This window comes from Proteus sp. fly-1067, from assembly GCF_040139345.1.
GTDB classification, from domain to species: domain Bacteria; phylum Pseudomonadota; class Gammaproteobacteria; order Enterobacterales; family Enterobacteriaceae; genus Proteus; species Proteus vulgaris_B.
Genome location: NZ_JBEEUL010000010.1, coordinates 135576 through 162295, shown reverse-complemented (window position 1 = coordinate 162295; position 26720 = coordinate 135576). Strand labels below are relative to the sequence as shown.

Below are 26720 nucleotides of genomic sequence, written 5' to 3'. Positions count from 1 at the left end.
ATGTGAGAGTAGGGAACTGCCAGGCATTAAATAAGACGAGAAAGCCAACCCAATGGGTTGGCTTTTTTGCGTTTGGGGTTTTTTAAATAGAAAAATATGCTATTTAGATGCCCCAATATAGGGCATTTTTATTATCAACTGAATAATTAACAAAGATTATAGCGAGAAAATGCAGCGAGTACTGTCCTTTCTGAAATTTCCAAATAGTCTTCCATAGCCATCGCCGCTTCCTGTGCTTTGCCATCCATTAACAGTATTAAAATCTGTTCGTTTTTCTCAATATAAGGCGCATGTAATAATTGAGGATCATTTAATAAACCGAATGCTAAACGTAATTCAGCTAAAATAAGCTGGTATTGCTTAAATAATCTGGGGCTATCAGAAAGCTCAGCGATAGCGGTATGAAAATGCATATTACAGGTTCCGACACCACTCCAATCCTGTTGTTCTTGAAACTTTTTTGCTTGATTGACACTATCTTGCATTCTAATAATAGCAGGGTGCATAGGATAAGAATGTCGCAATGCATCACACTCAATTAACCGCCTTACACGATAAATATCCATAATAGAGGCCATATCTGGCACTGAAACAAAAACACCACGATTAGGTTTATAAGTTAACAGCCCTTCTTGAGTCAGTACACGAAAAACCTCTCTCAAGGTATTACGAGATATCTCTAATGTTTCACTTAATGCGGTTTCTGAAAGTCTTTCACCGGGAGGTAATTCTCCTATAGTGATCTTTTGCCGAATAATATTGGCGACTTTTTGAGAAAGAATTTGTGGTGATGTTTTTTTCTGCATTATCTTCTGCTATTAGCTCAATAGAAACATCTATTCTATCAGTGAGCTTTACAATATATAACCTCTATTGTTGCTGTATGTTGTACTTATCACTCTCTACAATATCGCTTTCTGTTTCTTTTTATTAAAAAAATTAGTTTTTTTTTATCAATCTTTAATACTCAAATTTATTTTTCCTCATTTGAATGCACTATTTTTGTGCATCCAATTTTTGTATGCCTTATTTTCGTGCATTTTTGATACGAATAAATTATCCCGAATTGTCAACAAAATGTTAAAAATGCGATCTTCTTTGCACTTTTATCATCTCATATTTAAATCTATTTGCTTATTTATTCATCTATTATTATTAATTGTTCAACAATCTAATATCATATGATTAACAATCAACGATTCATGCTCAACAATGGCATGCAAATTGCCTTAGTAATAATAATTAAAATAATGATGATAAAGGGGGTAGCTTATGGCTACACAAGATTCTGCAAATACAGCTTCAACTTCGTTTATAAAAAGTAGACGTTCCTCTCTGATTGCCGCTATTTTTTTAATGGCAACTTCGGCAATTGGTCCTGGCTTTATTACACAAACAGCAACCTTTACGGCGACAATGGGTGCCGCATTTGCATTTGGGATCTTAGCATCGATCGTGATTGATTTTATTGTGCAACAGAGTATTTGGCGAGTGATCACGGTAACCAATATGCGCGCTTCAGATATTGCTAACAAAGCTATCCCGGGAAGTGGCTATTTGCTGGCAATATTAGTTATCTTCGGTGGTTTAGTTTTTAACGTCGGTAATATTGCAGGTGCAGGTTTAGGGCTTAATGCGATGGTTGGACTAGATCCTAAATGGGGTGGGATCTTAAGTGCATTACTTGCGATCTATATTTTTTCTTCACGCAAAGCCAGTAATTTTATTGATCGTATGATTATCATTCTTGGTATTGTCATGATCTTGCTAACTGTTTTTGTCATGTTTGCTTCTAATCCACCTATTGGTGAAGCATTAAGACAAACAGTTTTACCTGACTCTATTAACTTTGCCACAATTACCACGATTGTGGGTGGAACAGTAGGGGGTTATATCTGTTATGCGGGTGCTCATCGCCTTCTTGATAAGGGAACGACGGGTATTGAGAATATTGAAGCGGTATCGAGCGCTGCAACAAAAGGTATCTTAGTTGTTGGATTGATGCGTTATATCTTGTTTCTTGCCATTTTGGGTGTTGTTGCCAGTGGTGTCACATTAGATATTTCTAGCCATGCAGCAAACCCTGCTTCACAAGCATTTCAACATGCCGCAGGTTTAACTGGGTTACGTATCTTTGGTCTTATTTTATGGGCGGCAGCTCTCACTAGTGTTATTGGTGCTGCTTACACTTCTATGTCATTTATCACTGTGTTTAAAAAAGGGATCACGGAGCGCCAACGTAATATCGCAACCATTATCTTTATTGCTGTTTCATTAGCTATTTATATGATGATGGGAACAGCGCCCGCTGCTTTATTAGTTTTTGCCGGTGGTTTTAATGGTCTGATTTTACCTATTGGTATGACACTGTTTATTTTTGTTGCATGGCGTCGCCAAGACTTAATGAATGGCTATAAATACCCAGCATGGTTGTTATGGTCAGGTATTTTAGTCTGTGTACTGACTTGGTATATGGGCATCATGTCAGTTGGTGCGATTTTCAACTACCTCAAGATTGCTTAAAGGAATAATAACAATGATAAATACTATCGATTTAAACAGTGATTTAGGTGAAAGTTTCGGACAATGGACAATGGGCAATGATAATGCGGTACTTGAAATAGTCAGTAGTGCCAATATTGCCTGTGGTTTTCATGCTGGCTCCCCTGATGGAATTTTAAGAACATTAAAAGCGGCAAAACTACATAATGTCTCGATTGGAGCTCATGTTGCCTATCCTGATTTAGTAGGTTTTGGCCGTCGTAATATGGATATTGCCAGTGATGAATTAACCGCTGATGTGATTTATCAAATTGGTGCTTTGCAAGGGCTAGCTAAAGCAGTAGGTTTGAGCGTGACTTATGTTAAGCCTCATGGTGCACTTTATAACACTATTGCTCATGATAAACGCCAAGCGCTCGCTGTTATTGAGGCGATACTTGCCGTAGATCCTCAATTGGTATTAGTTGCTTTAGCGGGATCTCCCTTGATTACACTTGCAAAAGAAAAAGGGCTTCATGTAATAGCCGAAGCCTTTGCAGACAGAGCTTATCACGCTGATGGTACTCTGGTTTCTCGTAAAAAAGAGGGCGCAGTTTTACATGATCCGAAACGTGTTGCACAACGTATGTTACAACTTGTACAAGAAGGTGGTATTGAGTCTATAGAAGGTATTTTTACTGCTATAGAAGCAGATTCTATTTGTGTCCATGGTGATAGTCCTGATGCAGTCAATTTAGCTAAAAACGTAAAAGAAACTTTAATAAATCATGGTGTTGAAATTAAAGCATTTGCTCCAGCTTTACTGAAAAGTGAGGGGTAAATATGACAAATTTAATGAAAGCAACTGCTGATGCAATCGCCAAAGCACAAGAGGCTCGATTAGCAATTCGTCATGGTTTAGCTATACCAACAGCAGGTATGGCAAAAGGAATGACACAAGCAAATATGATTAGTTTGCCTCGTGATTGGGCATTTGATTTCCTACTTTATGCACAGCGCAATCCTAAAAGCTGCCCAATATTAGATGTTTGTGAATCAGGTAGTTATCGCACTGTTTTAGCGCAAGGAGCTGATTTACGTACTGATATTCCTCTTTATCGTGTTTGGGAAAATGGCAAATTAGCGGATGAAATTACAGATGCTACAGCCATTTGGGCACAACAGCCTGATCTCGTGACATTTCTTATTGGCTGTAGTTTTACTTTTGAAACGCCGATGTTAGAAGCGGGCATTGAAATTCGACACATCACGGATAACTGCAATGTTCCAATGTATAAAACCAATCGCTTATGTCGCCCAGCAGGACGATTAGAAGGCGAGTTAGTTGTTTCAATGCGTCCTATTCCTTCAGATAGAATTGCTGATGCAGTAATGATAAGTGGTCGCTTTCCTTCGGTACATGGTGCTCCTGTCCATATTGGTTCCCCTGAAGCGTTAGGTATCAAAGACATAATGTCACCAGATTTTGGTTCACCAGTGAGAATTGAAGACGGTGAGATCCCTGTGTTTTGGGCTTGTGGTGTGACACCACAAGCGGCGGTGATGCGCTCAGGTGTTCCTTTTGCACTTAGCCATGCTCCTGGGCATATGTTTATTACCGATGTGCCCGATGCAGCTTATCACGTATAAGGGAGGAAGATACTTTGCGCTTTTTACCGGTTAACTTATCCCATTTACTTGTTGAGCTTTCCTCTCTAAAAGAGACGCTTGCGTTGTATGAATCCGTTAAACAAGCGGATATTGTTGCTATTCAAGATATTGTGCCCGCAGCGAAAACGCTCTTAATTCACTATACTCCGTGGCTAATCACGGCTGAAGAACTTGTTATTCAGCTCCGACAATTAGAAATCAAAGCGGTATCAGCACGTCAAGCACAATCATTAACGATCCCTGTTCATTACCAAGGGGAAGATCTTCATGAAGTGGCTGAATTATTAGGTATAACCACAAATGATGTGATCCGAAGACATACCGAACAAACCTATCAAGTGGCATTCACCGGTTTCGCGCCGGGCTTTGCTTATCTGATCGCTGATGAAACTGAGCTCTATGTACCTCGGCGTAAAACTCCTCGCACACGGATCCCAGCAGGTTCTGTCGGATTAGCTGGTGAATTTAGTGGTGTCTATCCACAACAAAGCCCAGGTGGTTGGCAATTAATCGGAACTACGGAAATAAAAATGTGGGATCTTTCCCGCAAACAACCTGCCTTTTTATTGCCAGGAAATGAAGTGCATTTTATTGATGCACAAAAAGCACCAATAACAGTTTCATTACCTGAAAAAAAATTAGCAGTAACTTCCTCTCTCTCATTAAATGATAAAGGCTTATATGTCATTTCGGCAGGGTTGCAGACATTATTTCAAGATGAAGGACGAATTGGTGCTGCATCAATGGGAGTTTCCGCTTCTGGTGCACTAGATAAACCTGCTTTACATGCGGCTAATCGTTTGGTGGGGAATCCGACAACTTTCGTGGCACTTGAGATAACTCAAGGTGGATTAAGGCTTAAAGCGCGACAAGATTGTGTTATTGCTTTAACTGGGGCGGATTGTTCTATTTTACTAAAACATGAGTCGGGAGAGAGTGAATATCTATCAAGCTATCAACCTATTGATGTTCGTTGTGGTGATGAAATTATTTTAGGCATACCAACAACAGGGGTACGTAGCTATCTTGCTGTGAGAGGTGGGTTTGAATTACCTAAAGTTTTAGGTAGTTATGCTTTTGATACTTTAGCGCAAATTGGGCCTAGTGCACTGCAAGAAGGAGATGTTCTTCACCTTAACAACGACAGCACATCAAACCGCATTATTGTTGAGGAGCAACCAATATTAACACTGCCAAAACAAGGAGATACCGTCACGCTTGATATTGTTTTAGGCCCTCGTACTGACTGGTTTACCGCGGATGCAATAAAGACGCTGACCTCTCAATTATGGCAGGTCACACCACAATCTAATCGTATTGGTTTACGTTTATTAGGCGAAACGCCTCTTACACGTGAGCAACAACAAGAATTATCAAGTGAAGGTACCTGTATTGGTGCAATACAAGTGCCAATTAATGGGCAGCCTGTTTTGTTTCTTAACGATCACCCATTAACGGGGGGCTATCCTGTTATTGGTGCTGTCGCTGAATATCACTTACCACTCGCAGGGCAGATCCCTGTTAACGCTAAAATTCGTTTTAATCCAATTACCGAATTTCAAGAATATTGATAGGAGAATGCCACTCATGACAACAATTAACCAAAAACAACGAGTGAAGCATCGAGTACTTATTGCAAACCGAGGCGAAATCGCAGTTCGTATCATTCGTGCTTGTCAGGATTATGGTGCCACTTCAATTGCTATTTATGCGAATGATGATATTGATGCACTGCACGTTCGTCTTGCTGATGAAGCTTATGGACTCAATGGTAATTTACCGAAAGAAAGCTATTTAGATATCAACAAAATTATTGATATTGCTAGTAAAGCTAAAGCGACGATGATCCATCCGGGCTATGGTTTTCTTTCAGAGCGAGCGGATTTTGCAAAAGCGGTACAAGAAGCCGGATTTATTTGGGTTGGGCCAAATCCTGAAACGATTGAAGTTCTTGGCGATAAAGTGAAAGCACGTAAAATTGCACAGTCAGTTGGTGCTCCTTTAGTTAATGGCACTGCTGATCCTGTTAATAATGCCAAAGAAGTATTAGATTTTGCTAAGCAATATGGTTTACCCGTTGCGATTAAAGCTGCTTTTGGTGGTGGTGGACGAGGCTTAAAAATTGCCCATAAAATGGAAGAAATTGAAGAACTTTATCATTCGGCAGTACGAGAAGCTGTCACGGCATTTGGTCGTGGCGAATGTTATGTTGAACAATTCTTAGATAAGCCCCGTCATATCGAGGCGCAAATTATCGCAGATAAATTAGGCAATGTCGTCGTCGTCGGAACACGAGATTGTTCACTACAACGTCGTAATCAAAAGTTGATTGAAGAAGCACCTGCACCTTATTTAAATGATGAACAACGCCAACGTATTCATCAATCAGCCAGTGATATTTGTGCTAAAGCGGGATATATAGGGGCTGGTACAGTTGAGTTTTTATTAAGTGCAAATGGCACTATCTCATTTTTGGAAGTCAATACCCGTTTACAAGTAGAGCATCCAGTTACAGAAGAAACCGCAGGTATTGATCTAGTTATCGAGCAGTTACGTATTGCTGAAGGTTTACCACTAAGTGTTGATAAAACTCCCGTCCCGCGCGGTCACTCTTTTGAATTTAGGATTAATGCGGAAGATCCCACCAAAGGTTTTTTACCTACACCTGGTTTAATTACACATTTTTCTCAGCCTTCAGGCCCTGGTGTGCGAGTTGATAGTGGTGTTGCTGAAAATAATCAGGTTTCACGTCAATTCGATTCAATGATGGCCAAACTGATAGTGACGGGGGCAACTCGCGAACAAGCCATTGCTCGTGCTCGTCGAGCATTATCTGAATTTAAAATAGAAGGCGTGGCAAGTGTATTATCTTTCCATTGTGAAATGATGGAACAAGATGACTTTGTTGAAAGTTTTAAAGTGCATACTCGTTGGATTGAAACTGATTTTCAGGCAAAAAATATCCATTTTCCTCGTAGTACACCAGCAAAAAATGAAGAACTTGTACGTACCTTTATTGAAATTGATGGCCGTCGTCATGAACTTGCTTTGCCTGCTCAATTACTGTCACTCTCTGCGGTAATACCAACAGCCATCAGTGCTAATCATGAGAAAGAAGAGAATGAAAAAGCGGTGATAGCGCCAATCTCTGGCATATTACATAGCTGGATCTTATCTGATGGTGATAAAGTTAAAGAAGGTGATGTCATTGCCATTATGGAAGCGATGAAAATGGAAGTTCAGGTAGTCGCATCTCGTGACGGGGTATTACAGCAAAAAGCCAAAACAGGCGATTACTTTTCAGCAGAAACCATTTTAGCTGAAATAAATTAAGTACGTTAAAGAATTAATACATTGATTAATAAGAATAATACCTGTCTTTAATCTTATCCCTTTAATATGAGTAAATTTCGTATTAAAGGGTTTTTTATAATAACTTTATTTATATATCTATTTGTTATATCTAATTCCTTTTGGTTATAAGTTATTTTGCCTATAATCTAGGCTCGCTAAATTATCAGCAAAAGGAAATAAGATGTTACTCGTCTCACAACTGCTTATCGGCGCTGCAATAGGGTTAGTTATTACAACGACCGGAGTTGGCGGAGGCGTTATTTTATTGCCTGTTCTTATTTATCTTTTTGGAATGAATGCATTAGCGGCTGTGGCAACAGCTAATTTGTTATCTATGCTAATGAAACTCTCGTCTTCTTATATCCATTTTCGTTTAGGTAATATTCCATTAAAACCCGCATTATTAATTTTAGCGATCATGTTTCCTGCAACTTTTTTAGCAAGTTATGGGGTGACGTGGTTGGGATCGCAACCTCAATATTACGATCGTGTTGAATCTGGTATTAATATTTTAATGATCGTTGCCATTGTATTTTCATTGGTCTTGTTTTTACAACGAATGATAAGAAGATCAACAGGTTCAGATCCTTTAATTTCTTTGCCACCATCTTCATCTGTTACTTTTTCTTCCTTATTTGTACCAGGAATGAGTGCAGGGTTTGTGCTTGGAGCAACGGGAGTAGGGGGGGGATTAGTCGTATTGCCTGTATTAATGCGTTTTGCACAAATGGGGATTAAAGAGGCGATTGGTACCTCTATTTTTATTACAACCATTCTTTCGGGGGGCTCCGCTATCGCTTATAGTGCTGGTGGCTATACCGACGTACATACCGCACTTATTCTCTGTTTAGGCTCATTACTTTCTATTCCGCTAGCACGCTATCTTTTAGCATATTTATCAGAGCGTTTTTTCCAATACTTAACACTGTCTTTTATTCTGATCAGCATCATGATGATGAGTTGGAAGTTAATAAATTAACTTAATGTAATATCGAGTGAGTCAATTTTTCTCTTATTACCTTTCGTTAGACTAAACTAATTGATCATTATTAGATTAATTCTTAAGAGTAAGTAGAAACGAGATGAACATTAAAATAGGTGATGAATTTTTAGTTTATATGGCGCTAGGTGAAGAAAGCTATATGAAAGAATATTATCGTGTTGTTGAATTAGATACTCAGCTTTCTCAAGTAACAGGTAAGTTACTCAAAAGAACAACGGCTGATGATAAAAACATGGGTTTAGGTCGTTGTGAGTTAGAGGGCGGTATTGAGCAATTTGCCTTAGAAGATATCTATCCTGTTAAAGAGTGATCTTAATTGCAGATCACTCTTCTTAATTCGCTTGTCGTTTAGGCTACAGGCGCATTTTCAGGTAATGCAGATTTCGGTAAACCAAATACTTTGTCAAATATCCAGTTATAAACGAAAGTATAACAAGGGATAATGATGATCAGCGCAAAATCCATCACTAACGCTTGCCATAACGAAACATTAAGCCACCATGCAATTAACGGAATTAAATAGAGTACTAGTGTTAGCTGAAATCCAATTGCATGTACAATACGACGTCTAAAAGTTCGAATTCTTGAAATCTGCCGACTTTCCCAAAATTCAAACATACAGTTATAAATAAAATTCCAACTCACCGCGATTGTTGTTATCACAAGTGCTAATGGGCCAGTTACTGCTGTTGAGCTATCGGCCAAAAGAGCAAGTCCAACGGATGAAATAACCCACCCAAAAATCTCATAAGCTGTCACGTAGACAATTTTTCGTTTGATACCTTGCATTGTGCTCTCTTTTTTCTGTGGATTAGTGTTGTTAAGCATCGTAAGATAAATCAGCAAGAATGACAGAAAAAGTCAGCTAGTATCAATTTAACTGAAACATCAGGAGTGAACATGCAGTTTTCAAGTGAACATATTGCGATATTTTTAGCCGTGATGGATAAGGGATCTTTTTCTGCGGCAGCTCGTTCATTAAAACGCGTTCCTTCCGCAGTCAGTATGGCGATTGCCAATATGGAAGCTGAATTAGGTTATGCACTTTTTGAGCGCTCATCACGAGAGCCTCAGCCAACCGAAAAAGCCAAAGCACTTGAACCTCATGCCAGAATGATCGCAGAGCAATTAAAATTATTACAAGTGCATGCTCAAGAGCTTTCCATGGATCTCGAAAGTGTCTTAAATATTGGTGTTGCAGCTGATATTAATCCTGATTATTTATTACCTGCGTTATCTGAATTAACGCAACGTTATCCATTACTTAATGTGAATGTGATAACCTCGGCACAAGATGACATTATTGAGATGTTGCATTCGCATAAAATTCAATTGAGCCTAGTTTATGGGGGCTTGTATGTGAATGGTGATGAGCAATTTCAATATCTCGGCTCTGAATCATTAGTGGCAACGATCTCTGCAAGTCATATTGCATTAGCACACCCATCTGGCGTATTTATTGAGGATTTAGTAAATGTTCGCCAAATTATGATCGCAAGTCACACCAAAGAGTTGAGGGATGAGCGCTCATTAGTGGCTACGAATTATTGGCAAACGGATAGTTTTCAAATGGCATTAGGCATGGTTGAAGCAGGAATGGGATGGGGTAATTTGCCATATTCGTTGATTTATACTCAATTACAAAAAGGTAAATTAAAGCAACTTCAGTTTAAAAATACGAAAAATGAATTGCGATTGCCTATTCATGCCATGTGGTTAAAAGGGGAGTCGTTACAAAAAGGGGCGAAAGAGTTAGTTGAGCTAATGAGTTCTCATCAGCCCATTGTACCTAATTTTGATTAATCGACACGTTGCTGATGAACCCAAACGGCAACTTCAACACGAGATTTTAGCTTCATTTTTTTCAGTAAGTGTTTAACGTGTACTTTGACCGTACTTTCTGTGATATCAAGTTTACGTGCGATCATTTTATTGGATAGCCCTTGTGCTATTAGTTTTAAAATATCACGTTCACGCGGGGTGAGCTGTTCAATATCACGCTCACCTTCAGAACGATCTTCACGTAATGATTCAGCTAAAATAGGCGTTAATGCAGGGCTGACAACCATTTTTCCGGCAGCCGCCTGTTTAAGTGCCGCAAGTAATTCTTCAGGTTCCATATCTTTTAGAAGATAACCATCAGCACCACGTTTTAGTGCTGTTACTAAGTCATCACTGTAATTTGAGACACTAAAAACCACGATCCTGCCTGACAATGATTTTAATCGCAGTTGATCGAGTGTTTCAAAGCCGTTCATTCCTGGCATATTTAGATCGAGTAAGATTAAATCGGGATCGAGTTCCTCTGCTAATTTTACACCTTGTAGCCCATCCCCCGCTTCCCCAACGACAGTTAATGTTGCATCAAGACTTAAGAGTTGTTTTACGCCATTGCGTAACATTGGATGATCATCAATCAGTAAAATTGTCGCTTTTTCTGTGGGTGGAACCATATTATTCATTACGACTTGCTCCATTTTGGACAGGATCTTTATGAGTAGTTATTAATGGAAATTTAACAAACACTTGAGTACCGCCCTGTTCACGTACTTTTATAGTATAAGAACCATTTAGGCTATTTGCGCGCTCTCGCATAATAATAAGACCATAATGATTTAATTTTTCAGGGTTAGGGCTAATTCCTTCACCATTATCATTAATTTTTAGTTCTACTTGCCCATTATTAAGGCTTAAAGAGACTTCAGCCCAGTTTGCATTGGCATGTTGCAAAATATTATTTAATGCTTCACGTACAATTTGAACAACATGGATGCTTTGATGTGAATTGACACATTTTGCTGGTAGCTGATAATCAAAATTAATAGCAAAACCAAGGCGTTGATTAAATTCATTGAGTGTGCTTTCTAGTGCAGCAAGCAATCCAGGCTCTGTGAGTTTTAAACGAAATGTCGTTAATAATTCTCTTAATTGTCGATATGCGACATTCAGTTCTTCACGCATCTCTTTAAGTAATTTTTGGCAATTATCTGGAAGGGTCTCAGACTGCATTTGCAAATAGCTAACCTGCATTTTTAAACATGATAACGATTGTGCAATTGAGTCATGCAATTCACGTGCAATCGCTGAGCGCTCATCCATCAATAGTAGCTGTTGCTGTTGCTCGTTTTGTTGCTCCATTGCCAGCATTGCCGAAATTTGTTTTGTGAGTAATAACATGAGATTTTTTTGCTCATCACTCAACACCATATTTTCAGGTAATTGCATAACAAACAATCCATAACGATGGATCTGATCGGCGAGTTCCCAATGCAGTAGTTCACTATGTAGTGGTGTTTCGGTAAAAGAAGTTTCTTCACAACGTTCGCACTCTCTATCAGGGCAATGCTCAGGGCGAGATTTTGGCGCTAAACTAATTTCATTAAACAACGTGTGGTGATTATCTTCATATAAACGTATTTGCAAATAAGCATCAGGAATAATTTGTTGAAGCTCAAATAATATTTGTCTTAATCGAGCGCAAAGAGGCGTGGGTGAATGCAATTGTTGACTTGAATGATAGAGGTAAGAGAGTACTTTATTCTTTTGTTGTAAATCGTGAGTTTTCTCAACCACTCTTTTTTCTAGCTCGCTATAAAGTGTAGAAAGCTCTTCTGACATAGTATTAAGTGCAATACCGAGTGTGGCGATTTCATCGTGATGTGTGCGTTGGTGAAAGCGGGCAGAAAAATTACCATGACCAATTGAGTTCGCCATTGCCATTAATTGCTGCCAAGGGTGAAGTAAACGGCGGCGGAAATGCCAAACAGAGCCAAATAACAATAACAGTGTGAGTGCAGTGAAAATCAGCTGCGTATAAGCTACCAACCTTATTTTTTGTTCTGTTAACTGATCTATGCTTAAGACTAATTTGTCTAATTGAGAAACAAACAAGGCGACTTCTTGTTTTGCATCATCTCGTTGTTGTGCATAGAGCAAGGTTGGTTTTAAGGTTTCCTTCCAGTATGTATTTAATTGAGCATATTGTGATTGTAACGATGCATTACTCAGGACTTGAAGTAACTCATTGCTGTCTAAATCGGTTTCTAATTCATGAAGGTAATAACGATGTTGTTCATCTAGGGGTAAAGCAGATAGTAAGCGATAGCTTTGCATTCGTAGCGATCCAGACTTATTAATCGCATGAGCATTACCTTGTACACTCAAAATAATATGGTTAGAAATCGCCATGCCTACCACACCCAATAGAGTGAAAAGTAACATTAATATCGCAATTTGATTAATAATTGAAAAACGGTAGTGCCATTGGACTTTATGAGTACTCATCGTTATTTTTCCAAATTTATTCTGGCGCTATATTGCCTTAAAAACTCATCAAATGTCACATACTACTAAAGTATTACCCCTAAATAGCCAGTAGGTGTAATTTCACTTACAAAGTATAGTGTTTTTTATTTAACTTGTTAATTTAAAATGAAAAATTAAGACTAACCCTATTAATACTTAGGTGTGAATAATACAATCAGTCTAAAAATCAAACAAAACCTTGCTTGATGCAGATCATGACTTATTAACAAATCTAATCGTAAAAAGGTGCCAATCTAACCGTTAATCGAGGTTGTTATGGCACTCACTCAACACCCAGAAAAAATGAGAAAAGGGGTGATCGAAGATTGGCATCCTGAAGATAAAGCTTTTTGGGAAAAGACTGGTCAAAAGATCGCTTCACGCAATTTATGGATTTCTGTTCCTTGTTTACTTTTATCGTTCTGTGTATGGATGCTTTTTAGTGCCGTTGCAGTAAATTTGAACAAAGTAGGTTTTAACTTTACCACAGATCAGTTGTTTATGCTGACAGCATTACCTTCGGTATCTGGCGCTATTTTGCGCGTTCCTTACTCTTTTGTTATTCCTATCTTTGGTGGTCGTCGCTGGACAGCAATCAGCACGGTATTTCTGATTATTCCTTGTATTTGGCTGGGTTTTGCAGTGCAAGACACGACAACGACCTATTCAACCTTTATTGTCATTTCTCTATTATGTGGGTTTGCTGGGGCAAACTTTGCATCCAGTATGGCAAATATCAGCTTTTTCTTTCCTAAAGCACGTCAAGGTGGGGCATTAGGATTAAATGGTGGATTAGGTAATCTGGGTGTCAGTGTTATGCAGTTAGTCGCACCATTAGTGATTGGTGTTGGCGTTTTTGCAATGTTTAGTGGTCCGGGTGTTGTTCAGCCAGATGGTTCACGTTTATGGTTAGAAAATGCCGCGTGGATTTGGGTTCCTTTCTTACTTATTCTGACATTTGCGGCATGGTTTGGTATGAACGACCTTGCGGCGAATAAAGCCTCTTTAAGCCAGCAATTACCCGTTTTAAAACGTGGTCACCTCTGGTTATTAAGTATTTTATACCTGTGTTCTTTTGGTTCATTTATCGGTTTTTCAGCGGGTTTTGCGATGTTATCTAAAACCCAATTCCCAGATATCATTATTTTACATTATGCCTTCTTTGGACCTTTATTAGGTGCCTTAGCTCGCCCTGTCGGTGGCGCTTTGTCTGATAAATTTGGGGGGATTAGAGTCACGCTGATTAACTTTATCATCATGGCAATTTTCTCTGCTCTACTTTTCTTAACACTACCTGAAAACGGTGCTGGTGGCTCATTTATCGCGTTTTATGGCGTCTTTATGGTGCTGTTTTTAACCGCAGGTTTAGGTAGTGGTTCTACATTCCAAATGATTGCAGTGGTGTTTAGAAAAATTACTGTTGACCGTATGAAAGCACAAGGTGCTTCCGATGAAGCCGCTCAAAAAGAAGCGGTAACAGAAAGTGCGGCTGCGCTTGGTTTTATCTCTGCAATTGGTGCAATTGGGGGCTTCTTTATTCCTAAAGCCTTTGGCACATCACTTGCAATGACTGGCTCACCTGCCGGAGCCATGAAAATCTTTGTTCTATTTTATATCGCCTGCGTCTTGATCACTTGGTTGGTCTATGGACGTAAACACAATAAACAATAATGACGAATTATACGCAATGTGAGAGCGCTCGCGCGCATTGGGAGAGTATCTGATGAGTAAGTTTCTCGATAGATTCCGCTATTTTAAACAACTTGGCGATACCTTTTCAAAGGATCATGGCCAAGAATTAAATGTTAATCGTGACTGGGAAGATGGTTATCGTAGTCGCTGGCAACATGACAAAATTGTCCGTTCTACTCATGGTGTTAACTGTACAGGCTCATGTAGCTGGAAAATTTATGTCAAAAATGGGTTAGTAACTTGGGAAACACAACAAACGGATTACCCACGTACACGCCCTGATTTACCCGATCATGAACCTCGAGGTTGCCCTCGTGGTGCAAGCTATTCATGGTATTTATACAGCGCAAACCGCGTTAAATATCCTATGGTGCGTAAACGCTTAATTAAATTATGGCGTGAAGCGAAAGCACAACACAGTGATCCTGTCGATGCTTGGGCTTCAATTATCAGCTCGCCAGAAAAAACGAAAAGCTATAAACAAGCACGTGGTCGTGGTGGTTTTGTTCGCTCTTCATGGTCTGAAGTGAATGAAATTATTGCCGCTTCTAACGTATTTACAGCTAAAGAATATGGTCCTGATCGTATTATCGGCTTTTCGCCAATTCCGGCAATGTCGATGGTGTCATACGCTGCGGGTGCGCGTTATTTATCTCTTATTGGCGGGGCATGTTTAAGTTTTTACGATTGGTATTGCGATTTACCACCCGCATCACCAATGACATGGGGTGAGCAAACAGACGTTCCTGAATCAGCGGACTGGTATAACTCTTCTTATCTGATTGCATGGGGCTCTAACGTACCGCAAACACGTACTCCAGATGCCCACTTCTTTACAGAAGTTCGCTACAAAGGAACAAAAACCGTTGCGGTTACACCGGATTACGCTGAAATCGCTAAACTGTGTGACCAATGGTTAAATCCAAAACAAGGTACTGACAGCGCAATGGCAATGGCGATGGGACACGTTATTCTTAACGAATTCCACGTTAAACGCCAAACTGAATACTTTAGTAACTACGTGCGCACTTACACTGACATGCCAATGTTAGTGATGTTAGATAAACATGATTCTGGCAATTTAGTTGCGGGTCGCATGCTACGTGCTTCTGATTTAGTGAACAATCTTGATCAGGAGAAAAACCCAGAGTGGAAAACCATTGCTATTGATGAGAAAACACAGCAACTGGTTGCTCCTCAAGGTTCAATGGGCTTTCGTTGGGAAGGGGCTGCTAAATGGAATCTAGAGCCTAAAGACGGTAAAAGTGGCGAAGAAGTCACTTTACAATTGGGGCTTCTAGAGAGCCACGATGATGTTGTTGATGTTGCATTTCCTTACTTTGGTGGCATTAAGAGTGAATACTTTGAAGGTGTTGCCCTTGATGATGTTCTCGTTCATAAACTGCCAGCTAAGCGTATTACACTTGCGAATGGCGAAGAAAAATACGTTACAACTGTCTATGACTTGTTATTAGCAAACTACGGTATTGATCGTGGCTTAAATGATGAAAACTGCGCATCAAATTATGATGAAATCAAAGCATATTCACCAGCATGGGCAGAAAAAGTTACAGGCGTAAACCGTCAAGATATCACCCGTATTGCGCGTGAATTTGCAGATAATGCAGAAAAAACGCATGGTCGTTCTATGGTGATTGTAGGTGCAGGTATTAACCACTGGTATCACATGGATATGACCTATCGCGGTATTATCAACATGCTGATTTTCTGCGGTTGTGTCGGGCAAAGCGGTGGCGGTTGGGCACACTATGTTGGACAAGAAAAATTACGTCCACAAACAGGTTGGTTGCCTTTAGCCTTTGGTCTTGATTGGCAACGTCCACCTCGTCATATGAACAGTACATCGTTCTTTTATAATCACTCCAGTCAGTGGCGTTACGAGACCGTATCACCAACGGAGTTATTATCACCATTAGCGGATAAATCACGCTTTAGTGGTAGCTTGGTTGATATGAACGTGCGTTCAGAACGTATGGGGTGGTTACCATCGGCGCCTCAATTAAACTTAAACCCTCTGACTATTGCGAAAAAAGCCCAAGAGGCAGGCGTTAGTGCCACTGATTATACCGTTAATGCATTGAAATCAGGTGAAATCCGTTTTGCTTCAGAGCAACCTGATAACCCACAAAACTTCCCTCGTAATTTATTTATTTGGCGTTCTAACTTATTAGGTTCGGCGGGTAAGGGACATGAGTATTTACTGAAATACCTGCTAGGTACAGAGAACGGGTTACAAGGTAAAGATTTAGGCGAGCAAGGTCAAGTTAAGCCACAAGAAGTGGAATGGCAAGATAAAGGTGGTGAAGGTAAAGTTGATTTAGTGGTGACTTTAGACTTCCGCATGTCAAGTACCTGTCTTTTCTCAGATATCGTTTTACCAACCGCAACATGGTATGAAAAAGACGATATGAATACTTCGGATATGCATCCATTTATTCACCCATTAACGGCAGCCGTTGATCCTGCTTGGGAGTCTAAAACAGACTGGGAAATCTATAAAGGTATCGCTAAAACCTTCTCTAAATTGTGTGTAGGCCATTTAGGGGTTGAAACCGATTTAGTGACATTACCTATTCAACATGACTCAGCTGCTGAAATGGCACAGCCTTTCGATGTAAAAGATTGGAAAAAAGGTGAATGTGACCTTATTCCGGGTAAAACAGCACCACACCTTATTCCTGTTGAGCGTGATTATCCAAATACTTATGCTCGCTTTACCTCACTTGGCCCTCTGATGGATAAATTGGGTAATGGCGGTAAAGGGATCAGTTGGAATACACAAACAGAAGTCGATTTCCTGAAAAAACTCAATCGTGTTCGTCATGATGGCGCAGCAAAAGGGCGTCCAGCGATTGAAACGGCAATTGATGCTGCTGAAGTTATCCTCTCTTTAGCGCCTGAAACTAATGGTCAAGTGGCTGTAAAAGCGTGGGATGCACTAAGTAAAGTGACTGGACGTGATCACACGCATTTAGCCAAAGTGAAAGAAGACGAAAAAATTCGTTTCCGCGATATCGTTGCTCAACCTCGTAAGATTATCTCAAGCCCTACATGGTCTGGTCTTGAAGATGAGCATGTCTCTTATAACGCTTGTTATACCAACGTTCACGAGATGATCCCTTGGCGTACGTTAAGTGGTCGCCAGCAGTTGTATCAAGATCACGAGTGGATGCGTGCTTACGGTGAAAGCTTAGTGGTTTATCGTCCACCAATTGATACCAAAGCGATTGATGCGGTTAAGGGTAAAAAACCAAATGGTTTCCCTGAAAAAGCGCTGAACTTCCTGACTCCTCACCAAAAATGGGGTATTCACTCAACTTATAGCGATAACTTACTAATGTTAACACTAGGTCGTGGTGGCCCCGTAGTGTGGCTAAGTGAAGATGATGCTAAAGAGATGGGAGTTAGCGATAACGATTGGGTTGAAGCGTACAACAGTAATGGTGCGTTAACGGCAAGAGCCATTGTCAGTCAACGTATTCCTGATGGCATGATTTATATGTATCACGCACAAGAGCGTCAAATAAACCTACCCGGCTCAGAAGTGACGGGAATGCGTGGTGGTATTCACAACTCTGTGACGCGTGTTTGCCCTAAACCAACCCATATGATTGGTGGATACGCTCAATTAGCTTATAGCTTTAACTACTACGGTACTGTTGGCTCTAACCGTGATGAGTTTGTTGTGGTGCGTAAGATGAAACAGATTGATTGGCTTGATGGTGAAGGTGATGCTTATCAACAGACCCTGAATGGACAGGAGAAGGCATAATGAAAATTCGTTCACAAGTCGGTATGGTACTCAACCTCGACAAATGTATCGGTTGCCATACCTGTTCAGTAACCTGTAAAAACGTATGGACTAGCCGTGAAGGTGTTGAATACGCATGGTTCAATAACGTTGAAACAAAACCAGGTACAGGGTACCCACAAAATTGGGAAGACCAAGAAAAGTGGAAAGGTGGCTGGATCAAAAATATCAAAGGTAAATTAGTGCCAAGAATGGGTAACCGTGTTGGTCTGTTATCTAAGATTTTTGCCAACCCTGATGTCCCTGCATTAGATGATTATTATGAGCCATTTGATTACGACTATGAGCATTTGAAAAATGCACCAGAAGGCTCATTGCCGACAGCACGTCCTCGCTCGCTGATCACTGGTCAACGCATGACCAAAATCGAAAGAGGTCCAAACTGGGAAGATGATTTAGGTGGCGAATTTAGCAAACGTGCTGCGGATAAAAACTTCGCCAACATGCAAAAAGAGATGTATGGACAGTTTGAAAATACATTCATGATGTATTTACCACGTTTATGTGAACACTGCCTAAATCCTGCTTGTGTGGCGACCTGCCCAAGTGGTGCGATTTATAAACGCGCTGAAGATGGCATTGTGCTTATCGACCAAGATAAATGCCGTGGGTGGCGCATGTGTTTAACTGGGTGCCCATACAAAAAAATCTACTTCAACTGGAAAAGTGGTAAGTCAGAAAAATGTATTTTCTGCTATCCACGTATTGAAGCCGGTCAGCCAACACTGTGTTCAGAAACTTGTGTAGGGCGTATTCGTTATCTGGGTGTAATGCTGTATGACGCAGATAAAATCTCACAAGCTGCCAGTGCGGATAATGAAAAAGATTTATACCAAAGCCAGTTAGATATCTTCTTAGATCCTTTTGATCCAGAAGTTATCAAAGCGGCTGAAGAACAAGGTATTCCATTAAGTGTGATTGATGCAGCACAGCGTTCACCTGTCTACAAAATGGCAGTGGATTGGAAGCTCGCATTGCCATTGCATCCAGAATACCGCACCTTACCAATGGTTTGGTATGTACCACCTTTGTCACCAATTCAATCTGCTGCTGATGCAGGGGTGTTACCACATACAGGCGTTCTGCCTGATGTAGAAAGCTTGCGTATTCCAGTTCAGTATTTAGCCAATTTACTGACGGCTGGGGATACTGCACCAGTATTATTAGCACTAAAACGAATGTTAGCGATGCGTCATTACAAACGTGCTGAAACCGTAGAAGGAAAAACTGATTTAAGTGCGTTAGAGCAAGTCGGTTTAACTGAAGCACAAGCACAAGAGATGTATCGTTATCTTGCTATTGCAAATTATGAAGATCGCTTTGTTATTCCATCAAGCCATCGAGAACTTGCAAGAGAGGCTTTTCCAGAACGTAATGGTTGTGGTTTTAGCTTTGGTGATGGTTGCCATGGTAGTGATAGCAAATTTAATTTGTTTAATAGTCATCGCATCGATGCGATTGATATCACTTCAAGAACACCTCAGGATGAACGTCGTTCAGAGGAGAAAATATAATGATTTCTCTGAAAGTTATTTCTCATCTTTTAGATTATCCCACACAAGAGTTGTGGGATAACCGTGGCGAGCTTATTGATGCATTACAGGAGGCTGATGAGCTTCCTGTGACTCAAGTTGCAAAATTGATGGCGTTTATTCACGCTTTAACGCAACAAGAGTTATTAGATGCGCAATCTAACTACAGTGAGCTTTTTGATAGAGGTCGAGCTCGGTCACTGTTGTTATTTGAACATGTTCATGGTGAATCTCGCGATCGTGGTCAGGCAATGGTTGATCTGTTAAATCAATATCAACAAGCGGGGATCACATTAAGTAGCCATGAACTCCCTGACTATTTGCCTACTTACCTTGAGTATTTAACACTTTTACCTACAACCGAGTGTATTGAAGGGCTAAACAATATTGCTCCTATTTTGGCACTGTTAGGTGAACGTTTAAAACAGCGAGGCAGTGATTATCACGCTCTCTTTGATGTATTGCTTTGTCTTTCACAAAGCGGGCTAGAAGCATCACAACTCACTGCTCAAGTAGAAAAAGAGCCTTTAGATGATACCCCAGCGGCGTTAGATGCAGTATGGGAAGAAGAACAAGTGACGTTTCTTGGAGAAGGTACACAATGTGGCAGTAGCAATATTAGCCAACATCAGCGTCGTTTTGCACAAGAAACCGCAGTTCAATATCTCAATGTGGGGAATTCTTTGAATACGGGAGCACAAAAATGAATTACATCAATATGTTATTTTTTGATATCTATCCCTATATTGCTGGTGCCGTTTTTATTATCGGTAGCTGGTTACGCTATGATTACGGTCAATACACTTGGCGTGCAGGCTCTAGCCAGATGCTAGACAAGAAAAATATGCGATTGGCTTCTAATTTATTCCACGTTGGGATCATCGGTATTTTTGCAGGGCATTTTTTAGGTATGTTAACGCCACACTGGATGTATGAATCATTCCTGCCTATTGAATATAAACAAATTATGGCGATGGTGGGGGGGGGTACTTGTGGTGTGTTAATGCTGGTGGGGGGCGTGATGTTATTAAAACGCCGTTTAACCAATCCACGAGTGAGAGCCACATCTTCATTTGGTGACATTATGATTTTAACGCTGCTGGTTATTCAAGTGGCATTAGGTCTACTAACAATTCCATTCTCAGCACAACATATGGATGGTAGTGAAATGATGAAGCTGGTGGCATGGGCACAATCTATTGTGACATTCCATGGTGGTGCTTCAGCAAATCTTGAAGGTGTTGCATGGGTATTTAAACTGCATATTTTCTTAGGAATGACGATTTTCTTATTATTCCCATTCTGTCGATTAGTCCATATTTGGAGCGTACCTGTTGAGTACTTAACTCGTCGCTATCAAATTGTCCGTAATCGTCATTAATGAGATCCATCTCCTGATAGTAAGTTAGAGACCTTTTAGTTGCGCTTATCTCACCCCCGCCCGCGGGGGTTTTTTTATTTCTTTTTCCTGTCCTAAAACATCAACAAATTTTTTGAACGGTTAGAGCAATAATCTTTAGATTCATTTAAGAATGATTGCACTTATAATTCTTTTCAACGAAACGAATAAATTTATATAAACAAATAAGCAGTTAATTAAGTATCGTGATATTCAATTAAATTTTAAGTTTGCAATAGATTGTTTATTATTAATAAGTACATTTAAATGTAAATTTAAAAGGATCTGAATATCGTCATATAAATTTGGTGCTATGATTTAATTGAGTCTTACCTCTATTATATTATCGGAGATTATTATGAGCTTTAAATATCATCGTATTGATAAAAATAATGCCGCTGTTTTGTTGGTAGACCATCAAGCCGGATTACTCTCTTTAGTGAGAGATATCGAGCCAGATAAATTCAATAATAATGTATTAGCATTAGCCAATGCTGCTAAATACTTTAATTTACCTACCATTTTGACTACCTCATTTGAAAATGGCCCTAATGGCCCTTTAATGCCTCAACTTGTTGAGATGTTCCCTGATGCACCTTATATAGCTCGCCCCGGACAAATTAATGCTTGGGATAATGAAGATTTTGTAAAAGCAGTTAAAGCAACAGGTAAAAAACAACTAATTATTGCTGGTGTTGTGACTGAGGTTTGTGTCGCATTCCCTGCATTATCAGCACTTGAAGAAGGTTTTGAAGTATTTGTTGTCACAGATGCTTCAGGGACTTTCAATTCAATCGCACGTGATTCAGCGTGGGACAGAATGTCAAAAGCGGGTGCTCAATTGATTAACTGGTTTGGTTTGGCTTGTGAATTACACCGTGATTGGCGTAATGATGTCGAAGGATTAGGTACACTGTTTGCTAACCATATTCCAGACTATCGTAACCTTATGACAAGTTATAATGCATTAACAAAAAAGTAATCGATTAATTTAAGTTTTCCCTAAAAATAGGGCTTATATTATTTTTCGGTAAGTATAATTTAATGAAAATAAAAAGTTATTAAATTATAGATATAAGCCCCTAATTAAATTAACAAATGGATCAGAAATGAAAAATAAGCTATTAAAAACAACCGCTATTGCAATGGCATTAAGCGTAGGTGTTGCACAAGCAGCTGAATATAAAGCAAGTACAGCAGAAGGCCCAATTAAAATAGTTAACTTAAAAGCCATGGAAGCACAAGTTCAGGCGAATATGGAAAAAGGGGCTTTTGGTTATATTCGTGGTGGTGCAGAAGACGAAAATAATTTACGTTCAAATACGACTGCTTTTGATAAAAAATATATTATGCCTCGTTCATTACAAGGCATCGAATTTTCTGACATAAATCTAAAAACAGAATTTCTAGGTATTAAATTAGATACGCCTATTATTCAGGCGCCGATGGCGGCTCAAGGGCTTGCTCATCAACAAGGCGAAGTTGCCACAGCAAGAGGTATGGCGAAAGCGGGTTCTATTTTCTCATTAAGTACTTATGGAAATAAAACCATCAAAGAAGTGGCTGATGCTCAACCAGGTTATCCGTTCTTCTTCCAGCTCTATATGAGCAAAAATGATGCCTTTAATGAGTATATTTTATCTCAGGCAAAACAGTATGGCGCTAAAGGTATCATTATGACTATCGACTCTTCTGTTGGTGGTTATCGTGAAGATGATGTGAAAAATAATTTCCAATTTCCACTCGGCTTTGCCAACTTAGAAGCGTTTGCAAAAATCAGTGATGATAAATCTAAAACAGGTAAAGGTGCGGGTATCAGTGAAATTTATGCACAAGCTAAACAAGCCTTCACACCAGCAGATATTCAGTATGTGAAAAAAATGTCTGGTTTACCGGTCATTGTAAAAGGTATCGAATCACCTGAAGACGCAGATACTGCTATTAAAGCCGGTGCAGATGCAATTTGGGTTTCTAACCATGGTGGTCGTCAATTAGATAGCGCACCCGCAACCATTGATGTATTACCTGCGATTGCAAAAGTGGTGAATAAACGTGTTCCTATTGTCTTTGACAGTGGTGTTCGTCGTGGCTCTCATGTATTTAAAGCATTAGCAAGTGGCGCAGACGTTGTTGCAGTAGGTCGTCCAATTCTTTATGGTTTAAATTTAGGTGGTGCTGAAGGTGTGAATTCAGTTATCCAACATTTAAATAAAGAATTAAGAATTAATATGATGTTAGGTGGCGCGAAAACAATAAAAGATATTCAATCTACTCCACTTTATACTGAAGCAAGTTTTAATCAATAATTAAAAATGTATTAAAAAAATAAAATGAACCGCACTTAAATTAAATGTTAAGTGCGGTTTTATTTTTATATAAAAATAAATCTATAAATTATAGTGTCATGTTTTTATATCACTATTTTTATAATGGATTATCAAATGGATAGAAGCGTTTGGTCATAAGGTCTCTAATATATTAGGAAGTTATGCAAAGCACGGGTTTGATGCATTATCTCAGTATGATAACAATCAAGATAATAGAATTGATAATAATGATGTAATCTGGTCTTCTCTAAATCTATGGGTAGATAAGAATATTAATGGAGAAACAGATATTGATGAGTTAGTTGACATTGAGTGTTCAGGTATAGAAGCTATAAACTTAATATATGAGAATAATGGAATTATAGATGAAAATGGCAATCAATTTTTATTAACGAGCTCTGTTATATGGAATGATGGCCGTCATACTGAAATTTCCGATATCGTATTTAATACACATATTTCTTCTCAAAAGAATAATACCTTACTTAATAGTGATGATATATGGTTATGAAAAATAGATGGATTAAAATCATTTTTTTTAGTACGGCAATTATGTTAAGTGGAAACACAATGGCTGATATTCTTGTTCCTGATAAAGTTTATTCACATGATCCCGATTTTCTAGCATCGTCCAACATAAAAATGCCAAATACAAAAGATGAATTTTATAGTTTAATAAAACTTGCTGATGATGGTAATAGTGAAGCTAATTGGATGGTTTCAGTTATTTATCAGCAAAGTGGTAATAATGTTGAAGCTGAAAAATATTACCAACGCTCTATTGATCGACAAGATGATTACATGGGGCCATCAGCTGTAAATTTAGGTTATATGTATGATAAAAACAATAATATTAAAAAGGCAATGGAATTATTTCATCAAGCAGGTGATGCGGGTTATTATGGCGGTTATCAAGCAGTAGGTACTGAGTATTTTTTAGGGCGTGATATACCGTTAGATTTTGAAAAAGCAAGGTTTTATTATAAGAAGGCCGCAGAATTAGGATGTTATGAATGTCAATATTATATTGACAACTGGGATGGAGTTGTACAGTTAAAAATGAAAGATTTAAAAATAGAAAAATAAAACAATATATATACTTATGATAATAAAAACCCCATGCTCAATATCAAGCATGGGGTTTTGTCTATTGGTTATTACGAAAATTTAATTTTGGGTTGATGGCATATCACCAAAACAGAGGTTATTTTGATTATTAATTCCACCATCTGACGATGAATAACCTAAGCAACCTAACATCGAATCAAAAATATTGTGATGATAGAACGTGCGCTCTGCATCTTGATTACGTTTTAGATTATCAAATAACTGTTTATTTTCAGGCTCAGCTAAATAACTATCCGACATCCAAACTAAGAAAGGCACCTTAAATTGTTCTGGTGGTGCAATTTCTTTTGGTGTGCCGTGTAAGCCACCTTTCTCTGAAATAGATTCACCGTGATCGGAGGTATAAAACACAATGGCTTTCTTATCGCGTAATGTGTCGAGTATGCCATCAATAAAATAGTCGGTATAAAGAATCGAGTTATCATAAGCATTCACTAATTGTTCTTTAGTACATTCATCATCCACATTTAAACATTCAGGTTGATATTTTTTGAATGACTCAGGATAACGCTGAGAATACATAAAGTGAGAACCTTTCGTATGTAGAATCACTAAATGGTTTCCTTTAGGATAATTAGCGACGGCATTCGCCGTTTCAGCAATTAATAAGGTGTCATCTAGCTCTTTACCGAAGTTGCTGTTTTTCGCGGTCATCATCTCTTTCATTGCATAGTTGTTTAAATCAAGTTTATTGTAAAACCACAGCTCACTTTGCATTGAAAAAAGTTCTGATGTCATTCCTAACTGTTTCAGAACTGAGAAAATATTGTTCTCTTTTAATGTACGCTGGTCGTTACTTTCGGTCCCATCTTCACGAACAAACATACATTTTAGCGAAAGTTTGGTTGCGGTATCACAAGAAATACCTTTAAAGGCAACAAGATTTTTCTCTTGGCTTAATAGAGGATTTGTTTGGCGCTCATATCCTAACAACCCCATATGATCCCATCTTGCGGTCTCACCAATAATAAAGACAACATATACATCTTCATTAGCTTTTGATGGTTGATAGGTGAAATGATCGGCTGGATTAAAAATATTTTGGTTATTAAAGGTATCGTCATATTGCGTTATAGCATATTGAAAGAGTGGAATAATCCAGTTTGTTGGCAAATACGCATAACTTAAGCCACCACTATAACTTGGTAGATCCAAATTATTTTTTATTTCATAGGCTTTTTGTCTTGAATCGAGTGTTTTTAAATAGGCAAAAACAGCCAGTGCAATCACTAGCATTTTTACGGTATTTTTTATCCAGATTTCTTTCTTTTGTTGTGTAGTGAGATTTTTTTCTGGTTTCTTACATAGCCAAATAAGCGCTAAGGGCAAAATAGATAAGCCAATAATCCAAATAATCACATTTGGGCTGACCAGCTCTTTAGATAAATCGGTATCTGTGGTGAGTGTTGAAATGATAATACCGTATCCAATGACGACGTCATAAAAAGAAATATAGTAACTCGCACAGACACTGACAACGAGAATAAAAGAGGCGACTACTTTAAAAAATAGAGAGCCAAAAAAAGAAATAAGTCGTAATAAGAAGAAAGTAAAAGCAATATTAACGGCAATTTCACCTAGAATATATAATGCATCAATGAGGGGGTTGTTTGTGTTCTGTGTGCCGTATCGGCCAATGTAAACGGAAATATTAAGAAAAAAACCAAGATAGATAGCTAAAAAAAGGGCAATATTTTCTTTCGAAAACCTTAAAAACTTTAATTTTTGCATGTTCAATTATTATCAAAATGTATGGTGTAGAGGTCTTTATGACCGCGAAGTTGTTTTCAGGTTCAGTATTATGTGCTTTTTTTTATTGAAGTTTAAAAATTTTTTATTTGAATAACATTAATATCAAAATTATTAATTTTGAATAGTTCTAGTAAATAGAAATATTGGTAGAGATATTAGGATGTTGTCATCATTATATACGGCAAGGCCTCGATAAAGGCAGATAAGAAAGCGTATTTGCTCAATTGTTATTTCTTATCAAATG

General features: G+C 38.8%; 22 protein-coding genes. 17 read left to right on the top strand and 5 right to left on the bottom strand.

Annotated features, from left to right (window positions below; translation table 11 throughout):
- Positions 1-146 precede the first annotated feature (146 nt).
- A complete protein-coding gene (locus ABN217_RS14180) occupies positions 147-806 on the bottom strand; it encodes a GntR family transcriptional regulator (protein ID WP_072069862.1) in 660 nt (219 codons plus the stop codon).
- 466 nt (positions 807-1272) lie between these two features.
- On the opposite strand from ABN217_RS14180, the gene ABN217_RS14175 reads away from it, so the two are divergent.
- The 7 genes from ABN217_RS14175 (at position 1273) to ABN217_RS14145 (ending at position 8819) form a co-directional block, all read left to right on the top strand.
- A complete protein-coding gene (locus ABN217_RS14175) occupies positions 1273-2523 on the top strand; it encodes an NRAMP family divalent metal transporter (protein ID WP_349459539.1) in 1251 nt (416 codons plus the stop codon).
- A 13-nt stretch (positions 2524-2536) separates the two neighbouring features.
- Positions 2537-3322 (top strand): LamB/YcsF family protein, encoded by a 786-nt coding sequence (locus ABN217_RS14170; protein ID WP_072069860.1) that lies wholly within the window; start codon positions 2537-2539, stop codon positions 3320-3322.
- 2 nt (positions 3323-3324) lie between these two features.
- A complete protein-coding gene (locus ABN217_RS14165) occupies positions 3325-4131 on the top strand; it encodes a putative hydro-lyase (RefSeq protein ID WP_196554895.1) in 807 nt (268 codons plus the stop codon).
- Positions 4132-4145: 14 nt separating this feature from the next.
- Entirely contained in the window at positions 4146-5723 is a 1578-nt protein-coding gene (locus tag ABN217_RS14160; protein ID WP_197269597.1) for a 5-oxoprolinase subunit B/C family protein, read from the top strand.
- Positions 5724-5739: 16 nt separating this feature from the next.
- Complete coding sequence (locus ABN217_RS14155) at positions 5740-7485, top strand: acetyl/propionyl/methylcrotonyl-CoA carboxylase subunit alpha (protein WP_197269596.1); 1746 nt, start codon at positions 5740-5742, stop codon at positions 7483-7485.
- A gap of 202 nt (positions 7486-7687) precedes the next feature.
- Positions 7688-8485, top strand: a complete 798-nt coding sequence (locus ABN217_RS14150; RefSeq protein ID WP_196554892.1) for a sulfite exporter TauE/SafE family protein — start codon at positions 7688-7690, stop codon at positions 8483-8485.
- Positions 8486-8588: 103 nt separating this feature from the next.
- Positions 8589-8819 carry a hypothetical protein gene (locus ABN217_RS14145; protein ID WP_072069856.1) on the top strand — a complete coding sequence of 77 codons (231 nt, stop codon included), beginning with the start codon at positions 8589-8591 and terminating at the stop codon, positions 8817-8819.
- A gap of 38 nt (positions 8820-8857) precedes the next feature.
- Here ABN217_RS14145 and ABN217_RS14140 read toward each other — a convergent pair whose 3' ends face one another.
- Positions 8858-9298, bottom strand: a complete 441-nt coding sequence (locus tag ABN217_RS14140; RefSeq protein WP_196554891.1) for a PACE efflux transporter — start codon at positions 9296-9298, stop codon at positions 8858-8860.
- Between the two features lie 111 nt (positions 9299-9409).
- Between ABN217_RS14140 and ABN217_RS14135 the strand changes: the two genes are divergently transcribed.
- Entirely contained in the window at positions 9410-10312 is a 903-nt protein-coding gene (locus tag ABN217_RS14135; protein WP_197269595.1) for a LysR family transcriptional regulator, read from the top strand.
- Here the strand turns inward: ABN217_RS14135 and narL are convergent.
- Together narL and narX are read right to left on the bottom strand one after the other, a co-directional pair.
- A complete protein-coding gene (gene narL, locus ABN217_RS14130; protein WP_082151816.1) occupies positions 10309-10962 on the bottom strand; it encodes a two-component system response regulator NarL in 654 nt (217 codons plus the stop codon). The two genes, ABN217_RS14135 and narL, sit on opposite strands and share 4 nt — an antisense overlap.
- Position 10963: 1 nt before the next feature.
- The gene (narX, locus tag ABN217_RS14125) at positions 10964-12793 is read right to left on the bottom strand and encodes a nitrate/nitrite two-component system sensor histidine kinase NarX (RefSeq protein ID WP_196554889.1); all 1830 of its coding nucleotides are present in this window, start codon (positions 12791-12793) and stop codon (positions 10964-10966) included.
- Between the two features lie 297 nt (positions 12794-13090).
- Here narX and ABN217_RS14120 point away from each other — a divergent pair, with 297 nt between their 5' ends.
- The 9 genes from ABN217_RS14120 to ABN217_RS14085 all read left to right on the top strand — a co-directional run bounded on the left by ABN217_RS14120 (position 13091) and on the right by ABN217_RS14085 (position 24682).
- Positions 13091-14485 (top strand): NarK family nitrate/nitrite MFS transporter, encoded by a 1395-nt coding sequence (locus ABN217_RS14120; protein WP_072069851.1) that lies wholly within the window; start codon positions 13091-13093, stop codon positions 14483-14485.
- 52 nt (positions 14486-14537) lie between these two features.
- On the top strand, positions 14538-18299 hold the full coding sequence (locus ABN217_RS14115; RefSeq protein ID WP_349440869.1) for a nitrate reductase subunit alpha: 3762 nt from the start codon (positions 14538-14540) through the stop codon (positions 18297-18299).
- Positions 18299-19852: a nitrate reductase subunit beta gene (gene narH / locus ABN217_RS14110; protein WP_072069849.1), complete on the top strand. Its 1554-nt coding sequence runs from the start codon at positions 18299-18301 to the stop codon at positions 19850-19852. The genes ABN217_RS14115 and narH overlap by 1 nt, the downstream gene beginning before the upstream one ends.
- On the top strand, positions 19852-20577 hold the full coding sequence (gene narJ, locus ABN217_RS14105) for a nitrate reductase molybdenum cofactor assembly chaperone (RefSeq protein ID WP_349459538.1): 726 nt from the start codon (positions 19852-19854) through the stop codon (positions 20575-20577). Before narH ends, narJ begins: the two co-directional genes overlap by 1 nt.
- On the top strand, positions 20574-21251 hold the full coding sequence (narI, locus tag ABN217_RS14100; protein ID WP_109409196.1) for a respiratory nitrate reductase subunit gamma: 678 nt from the start codon (positions 20574-20576) through the stop codon (positions 21249-21251). Before narJ ends, narI begins: the two co-directional genes overlap by 4 nt.
- A 376-nt stretch (positions 21252-21627) precedes the next feature.
- The gene (ycaC, locus tag ABN217_RS14095) at positions 21628-22251 is read left to right on the top strand and encodes an isochorismate family cysteine hydrolase YcaC (protein ID WP_072069846.1); all 624 of its coding nucleotides are present in this window, start codon (positions 21628-21630) and stop codon (positions 22249-22251) included.
- Between the two features lie 127 nt (positions 22252-22378).
- Complete coding sequence (locus ABN217_RS14090; protein WP_196554887.1) at positions 22379-23575, top strand: lactate oxidase; 1197 nt, start codon at positions 22379-22381, stop codon at positions 23573-23575.
- A gap of 127 nt (positions 23576-23702) precedes the next feature.
- The gene (locus ABN217_RS20685; protein ID WP_502935128.1) at positions 23703-24107 is read left to right on the top strand and encodes an SPM autocatalytic domain-containing protein; all 405 of its coding nucleotides are present in this window, start codon (positions 23703-23705) and stop codon (positions 24105-24107) included.
- 59 nt (positions 24108-24166) lie between these two features.
- A complete protein-coding gene (locus tag ABN217_RS14085; RefSeq protein ID WP_197269592.1) occupies positions 24167-24682 on the top strand; it encodes a tetratricopeptide repeat protein in 516 nt (171 codons plus the stop codon).
- An 81-nt stretch (positions 24683-24763) separates the two neighbouring features.
- On the opposite strand, the gene eptB is transcribed toward ABN217_RS14085, so the two are convergent.
- Positions 24764-26455, bottom strand: coding sequence for a kdo(2)-lipid A phosphoethanolamine 7''-transferase (eptB, locus tag ABN217_RS14080; protein ID WP_196554885.1), 1692 nt, complete (start codon positions 26453-26455; stop codon positions 24764-24766).
- Between the last annotated feature and the right edge of the window lie 265 nt (positions 26456-26720).